Source organism: Micromonospora sp. WMMD714 (assembly GCF_029581315.1).
GTDB lineage: Bacteria > Actinomycetota > Actinomycetes > Mycobacteriales > Micromonosporaceae > Micromonospora > Micromonospora rifamycinica.
This window is the reverse complement of sequence record NZ_CP120744.1, coordinates 5,020,803-5,036,141: the sequence shown is the minus strand read 5'-3', so window position 1 is coordinate 5,036,141 and position 15,339 is coordinate 5,020,803. Positions and strand designations below refer to the sequence as shown.

General features: G+C 71.9%; 17 protein-coding genes and 1 pseudogene. 6 read left to right on the top strand and 12 right to left on the bottom strand.

Annotated features, from left to right (window positions below; translation table 11 throughout):
• Positions 1–88: 88 nt before the first annotated feature.
• Positions 89–1,828, bottom strand: coding sequence for a M28 family peptidase (locus O7625_RS21475; RefSeq protein ID WP_282340976.1), 1,740 nt, complete (start codon positions 1,826–1,828; stop codon positions 89–91).
• A 276-nt stretch (positions 1,829–2,104) separates the two neighbouring features.
• Here O7625_RS21475 and O7625_RS21470 point away from each other — a divergent pair, with 276 nt between their 5' ends.
• Genes O7625_RS21470 through O7625_RS21460 form a run of 3 tightly spaced genes read left to right on the top strand, consistent with a single transcriptional unit; the run spans position 2,105 to position 5,582 of the window.
• Positions 2,105–2,629, top strand: coding sequence for a PadR family transcriptional regulator (locus tag O7625_RS21470; protein WP_282340974.1), 525 nt, complete (start codon positions 2,105–2,107; stop codon positions 2,627–2,629).
• Positions 2,626–3,306, top strand: a complete 681-nt coding sequence (locus O7625_RS21465; protein ID WP_282340972.1) for an ABC transporter ATP-binding protein — start codon at positions 2,626–2,628, stop codon at positions 3,304–3,306. Before O7625_RS21470 ends, O7625_RS21465 begins: the two co-directional genes overlap by 4 nt.
• Positions 3,303–5,582 carry an ABC transporter permease gene (locus tag O7625_RS21460; protein WP_282340970.1) on the top strand — a complete coding sequence of 760 codons (2,280 nt, stop codon included), beginning with the start codon at positions 3,303–3,305 and terminating at the stop codon, positions 5,580–5,582. Before O7625_RS21465 ends, O7625_RS21460 begins: the two co-directional genes overlap by 4 nt.
• Before the next feature lie 54 nt (positions 5,583–5,636).
• Here O7625_RS21460 and O7625_RS21455 read toward each other — a convergent pair whose 3' ends face one another.
• On the bottom strand, positions 5,637–6,098 hold the full coding sequence (locus tag O7625_RS21455) for a VOC family protein (protein WP_282340969.1): 462 nt from the start codon (positions 6,096–6,098) through the stop codon (positions 5,637–5,639).
• Between the two features lie 110 nt (positions 6,099–6,208).
• Here O7625_RS21455 and O7625_RS21450 point away from each other — a divergent pair, with 110 nt between their 5' ends.
• On the top strand, positions 6,209–7,261 hold the full coding sequence (locus tag O7625_RS21450) for a WYL domain-containing protein (protein WP_282340968.1): 1,053 nt from the start codon (positions 6,209–6,211) through the stop codon (positions 7,259–7,261).
• Here O7625_RS21450 and O7625_RS21445 read toward each other — a convergent pair.
• From O7625_RS21445 to O7625_RS21425, 5 genes and pseudogenes are all read right to left on the bottom strand, one after another.
• Positions 7,205–8,710 (bottom strand): carboxylesterase family protein, encoded by a 1,506-nt coding sequence (locus tag O7625_RS21445; RefSeq protein ID WP_282340967.1) that lies wholly within the window; start codon positions 8,708–8,710, stop codon positions 7,205–7,207. The genes O7625_RS21450 and O7625_RS21445 overlap by 57 nt on opposite strands.
• 101 nt (positions 8,711–8,811) lie before the next feature.
• The gene (locus O7625_RS21440) at positions 8,812–9,225 is read right to left on the bottom strand and encodes an arsenate reductase ArsC (RefSeq protein ID WP_282340966.1); all 414 of its coding nucleotides are present in this window, start codon (positions 9,223–9,225) and stop codon (positions 8,812–8,814) included.
• Positions 9,226–9,253: 28 nt separating this feature from the next.
• The gene (locus O7625_RS21435) at positions 9,254–9,733 is read right to left on the bottom strand and encodes a GNAT family N-acetyltransferase (RefSeq protein WP_282347041.1); all 480 of its coding nucleotides are present in this window, start codon (positions 9,731–9,733) and stop codon (positions 9,254–9,256) included.
• Between the two features lie 128 nt (positions 9,734–9,861).
• Positions 9,862–10,521, bottom strand: a pseudogene (locus tag O7625_RS21430) (aquaporin); the annotation flags it as partial.
• Positions 10,518–10,844, bottom strand: coding sequence for a metalloregulator ArsR/SmtB family transcription factor (locus tag O7625_RS21425; protein ID WP_204960779.1), 327 nt, complete (start codon positions 10,842–10,844; stop codon positions 10,518–10,520). The gene O7625_RS21425 and the pseudogene O7625_RS21430, both read right to left, overlap by 4 nt.
• Positions 10,845–10,974: 130 nt before the next feature.
• Between O7625_RS21425 and O7625_RS21420 the strand changes: the two genes are divergently transcribed.
• The gene (locus O7625_RS21420; protein WP_282340964.1) at positions 10,975–11,418 is read left to right on the top strand and encodes an ArsI/CadI family heavy metal resistance metalloenzyme; all 444 of its coding nucleotides are present in this window, start codon (positions 10,975–10,977) and stop codon (positions 11,416–11,418) included.
• Positions 11,419–12,070: 652 nt separating this feature from the next.
• Here the strand turns inward: O7625_RS21420 and O7625_RS21415 are convergent.
• From O7625_RS21415 to O7625_RS21395, 5 genes are all read right to left on the bottom strand, one after another.
• Positions 12,071–12,451, bottom strand: coding sequence for an RICIN domain-containing protein (locus O7625_RS21415; protein ID WP_282340963.1), 381 nt, complete (start codon positions 12,449–12,451; stop codon positions 12,071–12,073).
• A complete protein-coding gene (locus O7625_RS21410) occupies positions 12,448–12,783 on the bottom strand; it encodes a hypothetical protein (RefSeq protein ID WP_282340962.1) in 336 nt (111 codons plus the stop codon). The genes O7625_RS21415 and O7625_RS21410 overlap by 4 nt, the downstream gene beginning before the upstream one ends.
• Positions 12,784–12,968: 185 nt before the next feature.
• Entirely contained in the window at positions 12,969–13,205 is a 237-nt protein-coding gene (locus O7625_RS21405; protein ID WP_282340961.1) for a GntR family transcriptional regulator, read from the bottom strand.
• 52 nt (positions 13,206–13,257) lie between these two features.
• Positions 13,258–13,497 carry a GntR family transcriptional regulator gene (locus O7625_RS21400; protein ID WP_282340959.1) on the bottom strand — a complete coding sequence of 80 codons (240 nt, stop codon included), beginning with the start codon at positions 13,495–13,497 and terminating at the stop codon, positions 13,258–13,260.
• Positions 13,498–13,589: 92 nt separating this feature from the next.
• Positions 13,590–14,813, bottom strand: coding sequence for a Tat pathway signal protein (locus tag O7625_RS21395; RefSeq protein WP_282340957.1), 1,224 nt, complete (start codon positions 14,811–14,813; stop codon positions 13,590–13,592).
• 333 nt (positions 14,814–15,146) lie between these two features.
• Between O7625_RS21395 and O7625_RS21390 the strand changes: the two genes are divergently transcribed.
• Positions 15,147–15,293 carry a hypothetical protein gene (locus tag O7625_RS21390; protein WP_282340955.1) on the top strand — a complete coding sequence of 49 codons (147 nt, stop codon included), beginning with the start codon at positions 15,147–15,149 and terminating at the stop codon, positions 15,291–15,293.
• Positions 15,294–15,339: the final 46 nt, after the last annotated feature.

The following is a 15,339-nucleotide window of genomic DNA, read 5'->3' as shown; positions in this document are numbered from 1 at the left end:
GTCCGGATGGGGGAACCATGACGGTCCGGGTAGGGGAAAACAGGCGGTCCGGGTGGGGTGGACCAGGCGTCCACCCCACCCGGGTCGGTCAGCTCGCCTGCAACGTCACGTCGTCGATGACGAAGCTGGTCTGCAGCGAGGAGTCCTCGGTGCCGGTGAACTTCAGGGTCACCGTCTGGCCGGCGTACGCGCCCACGTCGAACGAGCGCAGCGTGTAGCCGGTCGCCTTGTTGAGGTTGGAGTACGTCGCCAGCGTGGTGCTGCCGACCTGGACCACCAGCTTGTCGTACGCCACGGTGGTGGTCCGCTCGGCGGTGTCGATGTGCAGGTAGAAGGCGAGGGTGTAGGAGGAGCAGCCGGCCGGCACGGTCACCGACTGGGAGAGCGTGTCGGTGCTGGTGCTGCCGTTGCCGTTGAGCCACGCCTTGTATGAGCCGGTACGGGCCGGCTGGCTGGACGAGTTGGTGATGACGCCGGTGGTGGCCGTCCACGGGCTGGTGCCCGACTCGAAGCCGCCGTTGCCGACGACCTGCCCGCCGGTGCAGCTACCGGTGCCGCCCGTGACGGTCAGGGTGTAGCTGGCCGTCCGGGTGGCCGAGCCGGTGCCGGTCACGGTGAGGGTGAAGGTGCCGAGGGCGGCGCTCGACGACGCGCTGACCGTCATGGTGGCCGAGCCGCCGGAGGTGACCGACGACGGGCTGAACGAGACGCTCACGCCGCTGGGCGCACCGGAGGCCGACAGGGCGACGGTCTGGGCGCTGCCGCTGGTGGTCGCGGTGCTGACCGTGGCGGTGGTGGATCCGCCCCGGGCGACGCCACCCGAGGTCGGGCTGACCGCGACGGAGAAGTCGTTGGTCGGGGTGCCGCCGCCGACCGCGAGGTCCCAGATGGCGTACGCGACGCCGTCGGCACTGCGGTTGAGCCCGGTGGCGTTGATGTTGCTGGTGGTGTCGCAGGACGAGTGGTAGCACGGGTCGTACGCCGCGTTGGCGGTGCCGCCCCACTTGCTGGCCTGCGAGCTGGTCTTACGGGCGCTGGCCCCCATCGCGTAACCGGAGGTCGGGATGCCGGCCTGCTGGAACGAGTAGTCGTCGGAGCGGCCCTGGCCCTCGGTGTTCTCCTCCGGCGACAGCCCGAGCGAGTCCCAGTACGCCTTGAGCGGCGCGGCCGTGCTGGAGGTGACCCGGTTGATGAAGTAGCCGCCGTTGGTCGAGGCGACCATGTCGAAGTTGTAGTAGCCCTTGATGTAGCCCTTCTGGGCGGTGGTCAGCGAGTTGACGTAGAACTTGGAGCCCTGCAGACCCTGCTCCTCGCCGTTCCACCAGGCGAACCGGACCCGCTTGGTCATGCCCGGGTTCTGCTGGGCCAGCACCAGGGCGTTCTCCAGCAGCACCGACGAGCCGGAGCCGTTGTCGTTGATGCCCGGCCCGGCGGCCACGCCGTCCAGGTGCGCGCCGAACATGACCACGTCGTCGGCGGGGCCCTGCGGCCACTCGGCGATCACGTTGTTGCCCCGGTAGGTGCAGGTGGTGCAGGTCTGTTCGGTGACCGTGTAGCCGGCGGCCTGGAGCTTGGACTTCACGTAGGCGACCGAGGCGGTGTAGCCGGCCGAGCCGGCCCGCCGGTTGCCGCCGTTGCTGGTGGCGATGCTCTGGAACTGGGCCAGGTGCGCCTGCACGTTGCTGACCGAGACGTCCGGCGCGGCGAGCGCGGCGACGGCCGGCGCGGCGGTGGCCGGCCGGGCGGTCGTGGCGGCCGTGGCCGGTGGCGCGGCCAGGGCGAACGTCACCGCGGTGACGGCGGCGATCGCCAGGGTTCTGCGCTTCATGCGTGCTCCTCATGGGGGTCGGCGGGGCATCCGCCCGGGCGTCACCGTCCCGTCTGTCGGCTACGACAAGGGGTGGACGGGAGCCCGCGGCCCGGGGGTGGGACCGCGGCGGAAACGCCGGGGAAGGAAACACTGACATGTATCAATCTGCGGGTCAATCCGTCGACCGGTGTCACATTCGCCGACGCCGGGGAGCGCACCGCCGGGAACCCGTCCCGACAAGGTCAGCGCGGGGTGTAGACAACGCATGTATACGCCGTGTGTATAGTCGCCGGCATGTCCATCGGCCAGACCTTCCTCGGCCTGCTGGAGGCGACCCCCCGGCACGGCTACGACATCAAACGGCGCTACGACGAACACTTCGGCCACTCCCGCCCGGTCGCCTACGGCCAGGTGTACGCGACCCTGTCCCGGCTGCTGCGCGGCGGTCTGGTCGAGGTGGAGGCGGTGGAGCCCGGCGAGGGCCCCGACCGCAAGCGGTACGCGATCACCGAGGCCGGCGTCGCCGACGTGGCCCAGTGGCTGGCCCGCCCGGAACAACCCGAGCCCTACCTGCAGAGCATCCTCTACACCAAGGTGGTGCTCGCCCTGCTCACCGGCCGCGAGGCCGCCGAACTGCTCGACGTGCAGCGCGCCGAGCACCTGCGCCTGATGCGGGAGCTGACCCGGCGCAAGCGCGACGGCGACCTCGCCGAGCAGTTGATCTGTGATCACGCGCTCTTCCACCTGGAGGCCGACTTGCGCTGGCTCGAACTCACCACCGCCCGCCTCGACGACCTGGCCGCGCGGGTGCGCGCATGAGCGCCCCGCTGCTGGTCGCCGAGGGCCTGTACCGCAGCTTCGGCGAGACCGTCGCGCTGGTCGACGCCGGGCTGCGCATCGACGAGGGCGAGGTGGTCGCGGTGCTCGGGTCGTCCGGCTCCGGCAAGTCCACCCTGCTGCACTGCCTGGCCGGGATCGTCCGCCCCGACCGGGGCCGGGTCGTCTTCGACGGCCAGGACCTGGTGACGATGACCGACGCCCGGCGCAGCGCCCTGCGCCGGGAGGCCTTCGGGTTCGTCTTCCAGTTCGGCCAGCTGGTGCCCGAGCTGACCTGCCTGGAGAACGTCGCGCTGCCGCTGCGGCTGGCCCGCGTCCCCCGCCGCGAGGCCGAGCAGCGGGCCGGGCAGTGGCTGGAACGGCTGGAGGTGACCGAGGTGGCCGGCAAGCGCCCCGGCGAGGTCTCCGGCGGCCAGGGGCAGCGCGTCGCGGTGGCCCGCGCGCTGGTCACCCGCCCCCGGGTGATCTTCGCCGACGAGCCGACCGGCGCGCTGGACTCGCTCAACGGCGAACGGGTCATGCGGCTGCTCACCGAGGCCGCCCGGGACACCGGGGCGGCGGTGGTCCTGGTCACCCACGAGGCGCGGGTGGCCGCGTACTCCGACCGGGAGGTCGTGGTGCGCGACGGGCGGACCCGCAGCCTGGAGGTGGCGGCGTGACCGGTCGGGGCGCGCTCGCGGACCTGGCGATGGGTGCCCGGATGGCCGTCACCGGCGGCCGGGAGGGTTGGACCCGGGCGCTGCTCACCGCCGTCGGCGTCGGGATCGGGGTGGCCATGCTGCTGCTGGCCACCGCCGTGCCCGGGGCGCTCGACGCCCGGCAGGCGCGCGGCGACGCCCGCGACGATCTGCGGTTCGGTGAGAAGATCGCGGCCGGTCCCGGCACCCTGCTGGTGCACGCGCTGGACACCGAGTTCCGGGGCCGGCCGGTGCGGGGCCGACTGGTGCGGCCGGAGGGACCGGCCGCCCCTGTCCCGCCGGGACTGACCGCCCTGCCCGCCCCCGGGGAGGTGGCCGTCTCCCCCGCCCTGCGCCGGCTGCTCGACTCCCCCGACGGCGCGCTGTTCGCTCCCCGGCTGGGCGGCGCGCGGGTCACCGGGACCATCGCCGACGAGGGCCTCGCCGGCCCCAACGAACTGGCCTACTACCAGGGCGACGGCCGGCTGTCCGACACGTCCGGGGCGACCCGGCTGGACAGCTTCGGCGGTGGGCTGCCCGGCGAGGGCCTGAGCCCGGTGCTGATGCTGCTGGTGGCGATCATCTTCGTGGTGCTGCTGCTGCCCATCGCGGTGTTCCTCGGCTCCGCCGTGCGCTACGGCGGTGAGCGACGTGACCGGCGGCTCGCCGCGCTGCGCCTGGTCGGCGCGGACACCACCATGGTCCGGCGGATCGCCGCCGGCGAGGCCGCCGCCGGTGCCCTGCTCGGGGTCGTCGTCGGCATCGGGTTCCTGCTCGCCGGCCGCCAGCTCGTCCCGCTGGTCACCCTCTACGACATCAGCGTGTACGCCGCCGACATCCGACCGCCCACCGCGCTGCTGCTGGCCGTCGTGCTGGCCGTGCCGGCGCTGGCCGTGCTGGTGGCGATGCTGGCGCTGCGTGCGGTCGTGGTCGAGCCGCTCGGCGTCGCCCGGCGCAGCACCCCGGCCCGCCGGCGGCTCTGGTGGCGGCTGCTGCTGCCCGCCGTCGGCCTGGCCATGCTCCTGCCCGTGGCCGGTCTGCGCGAGGGCGACGGCGGGGTCACCCGCTGGGTGGTGCCGGCCGGCGCGGTGCTGCTGCTGACCGGCACGGTCACCGTGCTGCCCTGGCTGACCGACCTGCTGGTCCGATGGCTGCGCGGCGGTCCGGTTTCCTGGCAGCTGGCGGTCCGCCGGGTGCAGCTGGACAGCGCCACCTCCGCCCGGCTGGTCAACGGCATCGCCGTGGCCGTCGCTGGCACCATCGGCCTGCAGATGCTCTTCGCCGGGATCGCCGGGGACTTCACCACCGCCAGCGGGCAGGACACCTCCCGGGCGCAGGTGCAGGTGCAGTTCCAGGACCAGCCGGACCTGGCCCGGGTGCTGCGGCAGCTCGGCGGGGCCGACGGGGTGACCGCCGCGACCGGCACCCTCAGCGCCGGGGCCAACGCCGGCTCGTCGGACGGCCCACCGGTGGAGATCCGGGTCGGCGACTGCGCCGCGCTGGCCGAGTTCGCCCGCCTCGACCGGTGCGTGGACGGCGACACCTTCCTGGTGTCCGATCCGGGTGACCCGGCGGTCGTCCCCACCGGCACGGTGCTCACCGGCGAGGACGGGTCACGATGGCGGGTGCCCGCCACGGCGCGGCCCGCGACGGCCCGACCCGACCCGGCCGGCTGGATGGCGAACGCGGTGCTGGTCACCCCCGGCGCGGTCGGCCCGCGGACCCTCGGTCCGCTGCGCTCGACCGTCTACCTCCAGCTCGACCCGGCCGCCCCGGACGCGGTCGAACACGTCCGCAACGCCGTCGCCGCGATCGACCTCACCACGCCCGTGTCCGTGCTGTCCTCGACCATCGTGTCGCCCCGGTTCGCCGACATCCAACGCGGCCTGGCCATCGGCACGGTCGTCACCCTGCTGCTGATCGCCACCAGCATGCTCGTCGGCACGCTGGAGCAGCTGCGGGAACGCCGCCGCCTGCTGGCCATGCTGGTGGCCGTGGGCACCCGACGCAGCACCCTCGGCTGGTCCGTGCTGTGGCAGACCGCCCTGCCGGTCGGGGTCGGGCTGGTGCTGGCCACCGGCTTCGGGCTCGGCCTCGGCGCGGCCCTGCTGCGGATGGTGCAGGCCCCCGTCACGGTCGCCTGGCCGCTGGTCGGCTTCGCCGTCGGCCTCGGCGGGCTGGCCGTCCTGGCGATCAGCGGGCTGAGCATGCCGCTGCTGTGGCGGCTCACCCGCGCCGACGGGCTGCGCACCGAGTGACCGCCCGGTCCGGGGCCGCCGTGCACCGGCGGCCCCGAACCGGAGGACCGATGATCAGCCGGCGTACGGGGTGGCGACGTCGAGGACCCAGGTGACGCCGAACCGGTCGGTGAGCATGCCGAACCCGGGTGCCCACGCCGACGGGCCGTACTCCTCGATCACCTGGGCGCCCTCGGCGAGCCGGTGCCAGAGCACACCGACCTCCTCGGCGCTGTCGCCCCGGACGGAGACGAAGAACCGCTCGCCGGTCAGCGTCGTGCCGTTCGCGCGGGTGGTGGCGGTCGGCGCGGCTGCGGCGGGGGCACCGGCGGGCACGTCGTAGGCCATGATGGCGAAGCCGTTGTCGGCGGTGACCTGACCGAAGACGACCTTGTCGGCGTCCGGCAGGTCCTTCGGCATCCCCAGGTCGCCGTAGCTGACGACGGTGCGGTGGCCACCGAACACGGCCTGGTAGAACTCCAGCGCCGCACGGGCGTCACCCCGGAAGTTGAGGTGTGTGGTGGCGGAGATGGCCATGGTCGACTCCTTGCTGATGGTGCTCGACGCCCGGTAGTGGGCTGGTCAGGAGCAAGATTCGCAGCAGTAGGTGACAGGGTGTGGCACCTACTGCGGGCAGAATCGGACTCATGCCGACCACGTCCGCCCGACTGCTCGCCCTGCTGTCGCTGTTGCAGACCCGCCGGGACTGGTCCGGCACCGTGCTGGCCGAGCGCCTCGGCATCAGCCTGCGTACCGTGCGCCGCGACGTCGACCGGCTGCGGGAACTGGGCTACCCCGTCGCCGCCGTCAAAGGTCCCGACGGTGGTTACCGGCTCGACGCCGGCACCGAACTGCCCCCGCTGCTGTTCGACGACGAGCAGGCCGTCGCCCTGACCGTCGCCCTCCAGGTCGCGGCGACCGGCGCGGACGGGGCGCTCGCGGACGCCGCCGCGCGGGCGCTGCACACCGTACGACAGGTGTTGCCGACCCGGCTGCGGCAGCGGGTCGGGGCGCTCAGCGTGACCGCCGTCGCGCGACCCGCCGGCACGCCGACCGCGCCGGTCGACGGCGGGGTGCTGCTGGCGCTCAGTGCCGCCGTGCAGACCCGCGAGATCCTGCGCTTCGACTACGGGACCGGCGGCACCGACCGACCGGCCCGGCACGCCGAACCGCACCACGTCGTCACCTGGGACGGCCGGTGGTACCTGGTCGCCTGGGACCTCGACCGGGCCGACTGGCGCACCTTCCGCGTCGACCGGATCACCCTGCGCCCGCCGCACGGGCCACGCTTCACCCCGAGACCCCTGCCCGGCGGGGACGTCGCCACGTACCTCACCGGGGTCTTCCGGGGGTCGGCCGGCGGGTCGGCGGACTGGCCCTGCCGGGGCACGGTGCTCCTCGACCTGCCCGCGGCGACCGTCGCCCGGTACACCCGCGACGGCCTGGTCGAGGAGATCGCTCCCGACCGGTGCCGGCTCACCCTCGGGTCGTGGTCCTGGGTGAGCCTGGCCGCCGCCGTCGCCCGGTACGACACCGGGATCACGGTGGTCGGCCCGCCGGCCCTCACCGAGGCGTTCGCGCTGCTCGCCGACCGGTTCACCCGCACCGCCGCCGGGGAACGGCCGGGCTCCGCCGCCCCGGCGCTATCCGGCGAGCAGCGGGAGCGCGCCGAAGGTGTGGTCCCGCCACAGCAGCCGTGAGGCGTCCTCCGGGTACGCGGCCACCGTCGACCGCTCGTCGAAGATCCGGGTACGGCGACCGGCGTCGTACAACGGCCAGCCGGGGTCGCCGGTCGCGGCGAACGTCGTCCACGCCCCGCGGAGCTGCCCGGACAGCTCGTGCGCCGCTGGGGTGGGCGGGTCACCGATCAGCATCGCGGGCTGCCCGCCGGTCAGGTTGCCGAAGACCAGCGGCACGTCCAGGCCGTGACAGGCACCGAGGCCGCCGCCCAGGCCCGGCGCCGGCCAGGTCAGCTCGTAGAGGTACGCCCGGCCGCCCCCGGCGAGCTGCGCGTCGGCCAGGTGCAGGCTCGGCATCCGGAACAACCAGTCCGCGTTGACCAGCTCGTACAACTGCTCGTCGGTGGCGTCCGGGAACGCCTCCCGGTAACGGCCGGCACCGTCCCGCCCCGGGGCCAACATCCGCAGCGCCGTCCCGGTCTGCTCCGGGGTGACCTGGCCGAGCACGCCGTCGAGCAGGCTGAACAGCCGGTGCTCGTCCCGGGTGTGCCCGACGAGCAGGTCGACGTCCCGCGCGGCACCGTCGGCCAGCGCCCGCCACGGGGTCGCCGGCAGCACGTCCCCGTCGACGACCGGCGCGAACGGGATCGGCCGGTGGGTGATCGACCCCCACCGCTCCCGCCACCGGACGATCCCGGCCGAGACCGCCTCGCCGACGGCCGGCAGCCGGGCCGGCGGCACCGTCGACAGGTCGGCAACGGTCGGTCGTACCCCCAGCTCGGCGGCGCAGGCGGCGGTGACGTCGGCGGCGAGGTCGGGTGAGAAGAACGTCCCCGGGACGCTCTGCGCGACCGCCCGCCGGAACAGCCCGGCGGCGCGCGGCATGGCCAGCAGCGCGGCGACCGAGCCGCCGCCGGCCGACTGCCCGAAGACCGTCACCCGGCCCGGGTCGCCGCCGAAGGCATGGATGTTGTCCCGCACCCACTCCAGGGCCGCCACCTGGTCGAGCAGCCCCCGGTTGGCCGGTGCCCCGTCGAGCTGCCCGAAACCCTCGAAACCGAGGCGGTAGTTGAGCGTCACCACCACCGTCGCGCTGCGGGCGAGGTGCCCGCCGTCGTACTGCGGCAGGCCGGAACAGCCGACGAGGTAACCACCACCGGGGATCCACACCATCACCGGCAACCCCGCCGCCAGGTCCGGCTCCGGCGTCCACACGTTGAGCGTCAGCCAGTCGTCGCCGGTGTCCTGCGGGGACGTCCCGAACGCGTCGGGCTGGGGCGGCGGCGGACCGAAGGCGACCGCCGGGCGTACGCCGTCCCAGTGGGATACCGGCTGCGGCGCGGCGAACCGGAGGGCACCGACCGGCGGCTCGGCGTACCGGATGCCCCGGAACACCGCCAGGCCCGCCTCCCGGCAGCCGCGCAGGACACCAGCCACGGTACGGACTTCCGGCTCGGACTCCGACGGCATGCTGGCCCCTCCCCGCTCCCGGTCGGCCGCAGCATCCCAGCGCCCGCCGACCCCCGGCAATCCATTTAGGGCCTTCGAACGACGTCGATCAGGTTGAACACTCAGGTCAGGTCGGCGAGGAGGCGGGCAACGTGCTGGCGGATCTCGTCGCGGATCTCGCGGACGACGGACAGCGGCTGGCCGGCGGGGTCGGTGAGTTTCCAGTCCTCGTAGCGTTTGCCGGGGAAGACGGGGCAGGTGTCGCCGCAGCCCATGGTGACGATCACGTCGCTGGCCTCGGCGGCGTCCCGGTCGAGGAGCTTCGGCTGCTCGGCGGTGATGTCGATGCCGACCTCGCGCATGGCGTCGACCGCGACGGGGTTGACGTGGTCGGCGGGTTCGGAGCCGGCGGAGCGGACCTCGACGGTGTTTCCGGCGAGGTGGCGCAGCCAGCCGGCGGCCATCTGGGAGCGGCCGGCGTTGTGGACGCAGACGAACAGCACCGATGGCGTGGTGGGCCGGGCGGGGGTGCTCATGGGTGGACCTCTTTCGGTGCTGCGGCGGTCAGGTGACGGTGGGGCTGCGGCGTTCGATCAGGACGACGTCGCGCCATCGGTCGTGGTGGCGGCCGAGGCGTTCGCGGACGCCGATGGTGCGGAAGCCGCAGGCGTGGTGCAGGGCGAGGCTGGCGGTGTTCTCGGGGAAGACGCCGGACTGGATGGTCCAGATGCCGGCCCGTTCGGTGGAGTCGATGAGCCGGTGGAGCAGGAGCCGGCCGACGCCTCGCCCCCGGGCGTCGGGGTGGACGTAGACGGAGTGCTCCACGACCCCGGCGTACACGCACCGGTCGGACACCGGGGTGCACGCGACCCAGCCGAGCACACGGTCGGCCGCCGTGTGGTCGACGGCGACCCAGCGGTGTCCGGGCAGGCGGGTGGCGGTGAACCGGGCCCAGGTGGGTGGTTCGGTCTCGAAGGTGGCGTCGCCGGTGGCGATCCCGTGCCGGTAGATGTCGAGCACTGCCGGGGCGTGCCCGTCGGTCATCGGCACGAGATCGGGGCGGGGCGGCCGGACGCCGGTCATGAGGCGGCCCGTTCCGGCTGCGCCGGTGCCAGCTCGACCGCCACCCCGTCCCGCTGTCGGACGGTCGGATACCACCAGGTGGTCGCGGCGACCGCGACCCCGACGGCGGCGAGTTGCGCGGCGACGAATCCGGCCGCCGAGGTGGGGGCGATGCCGGCGAAGGTGTCGGTGAAGATGCGGCCGATCGTGACGGCCGGGTTGGCGAACGAGGTGGAGGCGGTGAACCAGTACGCGCCACCGATCCACGCCCCGACCGCCGCCGGAGCGAACGCGGTCCGGCGGGTACGGGCCAGGGCGGCGACCAGCAGCAGGAGCCCGGCGGTCGCGACGACCTCGGCCAACCACAGTCCGCCCCCGTCGCGCTGGCGGGTGGAGATGGTGACGGCAGGCAACCCGAACATCAGGTGTGCCAGTACCGTGCCGCCGACCGCACCGAGCACCTGCGCCACGACGTACGCGCCGAGATCACGGGACGACAGACCGGCTCCCGTCCGGCGGGCCTGCCACCAGTCGGCGAGCGACACGACGGGGTTGAAGTGGGCGCCGGACACCGGGCCGAAGATCAGGATCAACGCGCCGAGGGCGAACGCGGTGGCGATGCCGTTCTCCAGCAGTTGCAGCCCCACGTCGCGCGGCGACAGGCGGGTGGCGGCGATCCCGGAGCCGACCACGGCGGTGACGAGCAGGCCGGTGCCGACCAGTTCCGCCGACGCCCGACGCAGCACGGCGTGCGGCGGGTCGGGCGTCACCGGGTCGGCCCGGTTGACGCGGCGGCAGCCGAGACGTCCAGGAGCTGGGACAGGACGGCGAGGCGGGCCGGGACGATCCAGTAGTAGACCCAGGTGCCCCGGCGCTGGCAGTCGATCAACCCGGCCTCGCGTAGCACCTTCAGGTGGTGGGAGATCGTCGGGCCGGTCAGGGTGAACGCGTCGGTCAGTTCGCACACGCACACCTCGCCGCCGGCCCGGGCGGCGATCAGGGACAGCAGCCGCAGGCGCACCGGATCGCCGAGGGCCTTGAAGCCGCGCGCCAGACCGGCGGCGGCGTCCTCCGTCAGGGCCTCGGTGACCATCGGCGCGCAGCAGGCCGACGGGTCGGCGAGCATCGGCAGTTCTTGTCTCGACACCCGTCTAGTTTGACAAACATCTAATCAGAGTGCAATTCTCTGCCTAGACAGTCATCTAAACAACCGGAGGTGTGGGATGTCCCGCGTCCAGCTCGCCCTGCGCGTCTCCGACCTGGAAGGGTCGATCGCGTTCTACTCGAAGCTGTTCGGCACCGAGCCGGCCAAGCGGCGACCCGGCTACGCCAACTTCGCCATCGCCGAGCCCCCGCTGAAGCTGGTCCTGCTCGAAGGCACCCCGGACCAGGCCACCGCGATCGACCACCTCGGCGTCGAGGTGTTCGACGGCGCGCAGGTCACCGCCGCCACCGACCGGCTCACCGAGGCCGGGCTGATCACCCTGACCGAGAACGACACCTCCTGCTGCTACGCCGTGCAGGACAAGGTCTGGGTTCGCGGACCCGGCGACGAGCGCTGGGAGGTGTACGTGGTCAAGGGCGACTCCGACCAGTACGGCACCTCCGCGCAGACCCCGCCCGCAGCCGGCGACGAACGCACATGCTGCGAGACCACCGCCCCGTAGCCCGCCCCGTTGCCACAACCCGGCGTCGTTCCGGTCCCGCGACCAGTCAGGAGTCGTCAGGGCCTGACGGCGCGGCAGGGAAGTCGAAGCACTGGCGCCTGGTGGTTATGCCGGTGGTGGGGGTGGGGTGAGCAGAGAGTTCAGGCGCCATCCCACTCCCCCCTTCCCGCATCTCGATAACGCCACATACACGAGCCCGACCAGAATCCGGATTCGCGTTCCGCGATGTGGCGGTATCCCCGCACCTTGGATACCGCCACATCGCGGAAACGTAGCCCTGTCGGCGGCCGGGGCAGCTGGCACGACCAGTGGGCGAGGGAACGCCGCCAGGCGTAGCGCCGCGTCGTCCAAGTCCATTGGCCGGCCCGCCACCGAACTGCCTGGCCCAACGCCGCGACCGTTCACGGTCATGCCACTAGCTGATAACCCACTTCGCGTAGTCGCCCGCCCCACTCGGAGGTGAGGATGGCGACGAAGAGGGAGAGGGTGCAGGGCTTCCACCCGCATTCAGACACGACATCAGCACGACGATGGTCCCCGGTGCCGGGTTATTCCCGTAAATAGAGAGACACCAACCGCCTGACAGACCGCTCAGCAATCTGCCACCATTGGTGAGGGTCCACTTTTGGTTGGGGTTGGTGGAGCCGCAGGTCTAGTCGAGCACGGAAGTTCCGTCGGCGGTCACGCCATTCAGGACATCGACACATCGACTCGGATCGGCTTGGGACGAGAGGTTGCCGGCGTTCCCGGCACTGAAAGCCCAGCTCATAGGCCTCCCACCTTGAGCGCATGGCATGACAACCAGCGGCGCCCCATCGAACATGTTGCCATTGTAGAGCGTCAGACACAATCCGGAGTCTGGATTCTTGAGCTGATAGTAGTTAGCGTTGACACCCGCCTGTGCGCCATTCCGATCGGACGCTTCCAGCTGCGCCGTCGCGCCGGCGGCCGGCCACACCAGAAGACTCAGCGCGAGAAGGACGGCTCCGAACCCTGCCGTGAGGGCACGACGATCACGATGGAGATGATTCATGCGTTGGTCCATTCGTAGATATGAATGCCACTCATGAGTATCCGGACGCGAGAAGGAGATTGCAATAGCCGTTCGACCATTGCATCGATCACCGCCCCTCCCCCTGATCGCCCAGCGATCTTTCCGAGACGCGGGTACCAGGCCACTGGCTCCGCGAGCACCAAACTCTTGTGACCGATCAGGTGGCCGGCGGCGGGTTCGGTGATCTCAAGCGTGGGAATGCCGGCATGCGGCAGGAAAACGCGGCGCTGCGGGCGGAAAAAAGCGACCGGTACTGGGCAGCGCGGAGCAGCAAGAAGACAGTGTAAGCGTCGACACAGCTCAACCTGCACCTGAACCAATGGCGTTCGGCACCTGCTCACGACCCGGAGCGTCACCAGTCGACAGGTTCAGGCCGCATCCCGCGGCGGGGCTTCCCAAAATTGGGCGAGGGTCAGCGATCCACGCGGCTACGGTCGGCGGCGTACAGCTCGCGGGGAGCCGTTCGGCGCGGAAGATCACGATGACCGGGATGCCCTCACCCATCTTCCAGCTCGCGTCGCTCGGCGGGGGCAGGCATCCGGGCGGTAGCGGTGTCGCCCTTGAGGAGAGTCACCGTTTCGGTCGGCTCGGTGGCGCGGACGAACGTGCCGCGCGGTGGTTCCACGATGACGAGCCCTTCCGACCGGAGCAGTGCCACCACTTGTCGGACGCTCGTACGACTCAGCCCGTACTCCTGAGCCAACCGCAGCTCGCTGGGCAGTGAGCCCCCCACCGAACCGACCCGCAACGACCCCAGGGGCCGGATGGCCGAGCGGGAGGGCTACCTACTCGACAACGAAGACGCCCACACCAGGCAGGGTCTCGGTCATGCCCTTGATCCGTAGCACCTGCATGGCGCGGTCGATGACGGGTTCCGTGACGTCGTACTGCTCGATCAACTCTCGTCGGCTGGGCAGCTTGGAGCCCGGCGGGAACTCGCCGGACTTGATGCGCCCGGCGAGGTCGTCGGCGATCTGCTCATAGCGGTAACGCGGTGGCACGGTGTTCTCCTCGGTTGGCAACACGAGTAGACCACCTACGCCGACCTGACTACCTAACGGCACCCGTGGAGAGTTGCTCACGGGGTCGGTTTTCGCGGATGCCGGGCGGGGCGGCATCAAGGCGCAGCGAGAATAGCTGCGGCCCGCTGGTCGAGCTGCTTCGCGAACGGGGGCAGGCGCGGGCCGAAGCTGCTGAGCCGGGTACGCATGTTCTTCACGGCCACGGTGGCACGGCCGGACCGGACGCCGACCATCGAGTCCAGCGCATCGTTCCAGCTTTCGGTCGCCTCGCGCAGCCGTCCTCGAACACACTGGACGTCGGCGAGGTTGGCCAACGTCAGGGTGTGGATCCGCCGGTAGGCCTCGGTGTCGCGGGTGGCGACCGAACGGCGCAGCTCGGCTTCCGCAGCGGGAAGATCACCCAGGTCACGCAATGCCTGGCCGGCCTGACTCGCCAGCGAGGTCGGGGTGAAACCGCTGGTCTGGATCCAGGTCGGCTCGTCGTCCGGGGACGCCTTCGCGAGGTGGGTCTCGGCAGCCCGGAGCGCCGCCGACATCTTGGCCCGGTCACCCGTCGCGGCGTGCCCCCGGGCGGTCAGAACGGTGAAGAGCGCGGTCGCCGCCGGGGTCGCCCTCCCCCGCGACCAGGCGAGGGCCGAATTGGCCAGTTGCAACGCCTCCGCACCATGTCCCAGGTCGACGGCCTGATGGGCCATCGCCCGAAGCGTGAAACCGGCCAACGCCCGATCGTCCGCCTCGTTGGCCAACCGCAGCGACTGGAGATAGTACCGCTGGGCCACCCCGTGCAGGGACGAGTCGAACGCCTTCCAGCCCGCGAGATAGGTCAACTCGGCGGCGGCACTGAACATGGCCCGACGGTCCTGGTCGGACGCGAAGGTGCCCTGAAGGTAGCCGGCCACGTCGGAGGTGAGGTACTGGACCACGGCGAGCCGCGCGTGCCCGCCGCCGAACCGCTCGTCGGCTCTGCTGAACACCGCAAGCATGTCACGCACGGCGTCGATCTCGCGGCGACCCACCGCCGCGCCCCCGCCTCGCGCCCGTCGACCCCGCTCCGCGATGTCCTCCCAGGAACCCAGCGGAACGGCAAGCGCAGCCAGCGAGTATAGGGCGGTGAATCCGAACGCCCGTCGTTCCACGTCGGCTCTCCCGAGCGTCAGGAGATCAGTGGCCGGGTCGCGCTTCCACCAATCCAGGCCGGTCAGATCAGGTTCCAGGCTATCGCCGACGACAAGCCCGAGATCGGCCGGACCGACGACCCGGCCCAACCGGCGGGAGAAGGCTTCGGCCAGGTAGCGGGAGGTCGTCTCGGTGGGCTTCACTCCGGCTATCCAGTGCCCCACATGGGAACGGTCGCAGGACGGGAGCGCGCCACCGTTTTCCAGCGCGATGGCGCGTACCGCAGCGGCACAGGCGTCATACGACCACCGGCACTCGCGAACGAGGGCCAGCAGCCTTTCGTTGCGTCGCCGTACTGCCATCGGTGGCCTTCCCCGTTGCGACTGCGTTCCACACGTTCAACATCAATGACACCCGGCGCGACTTCCGAGCGTCCGGGCATGCCCGTTTACTGCGAGTAGACCCTAGGGGACAGCGAGTGATCGGCGCAACGGTCGCCCGCTTCCCGACAGGCGCGGCAGAAAGCGAGAGCGCAGATGATTTCCCAGGTCCTGTCGGTCCTGTTCGGAGGGCTGGTGCCGGGCTTCCTGCTCGGGCTGCTCGCGTTCCGGGTCAAGTCCCGGTGGTGTCCCCGCTGCGGCGAGGCCACCCACGCCATGCCGGTGCCGGGGCACGACCGGTGACCGGCCCCGGCCGGCAGCGCCCCGGAAACGAGCCGCCGATCGGCCG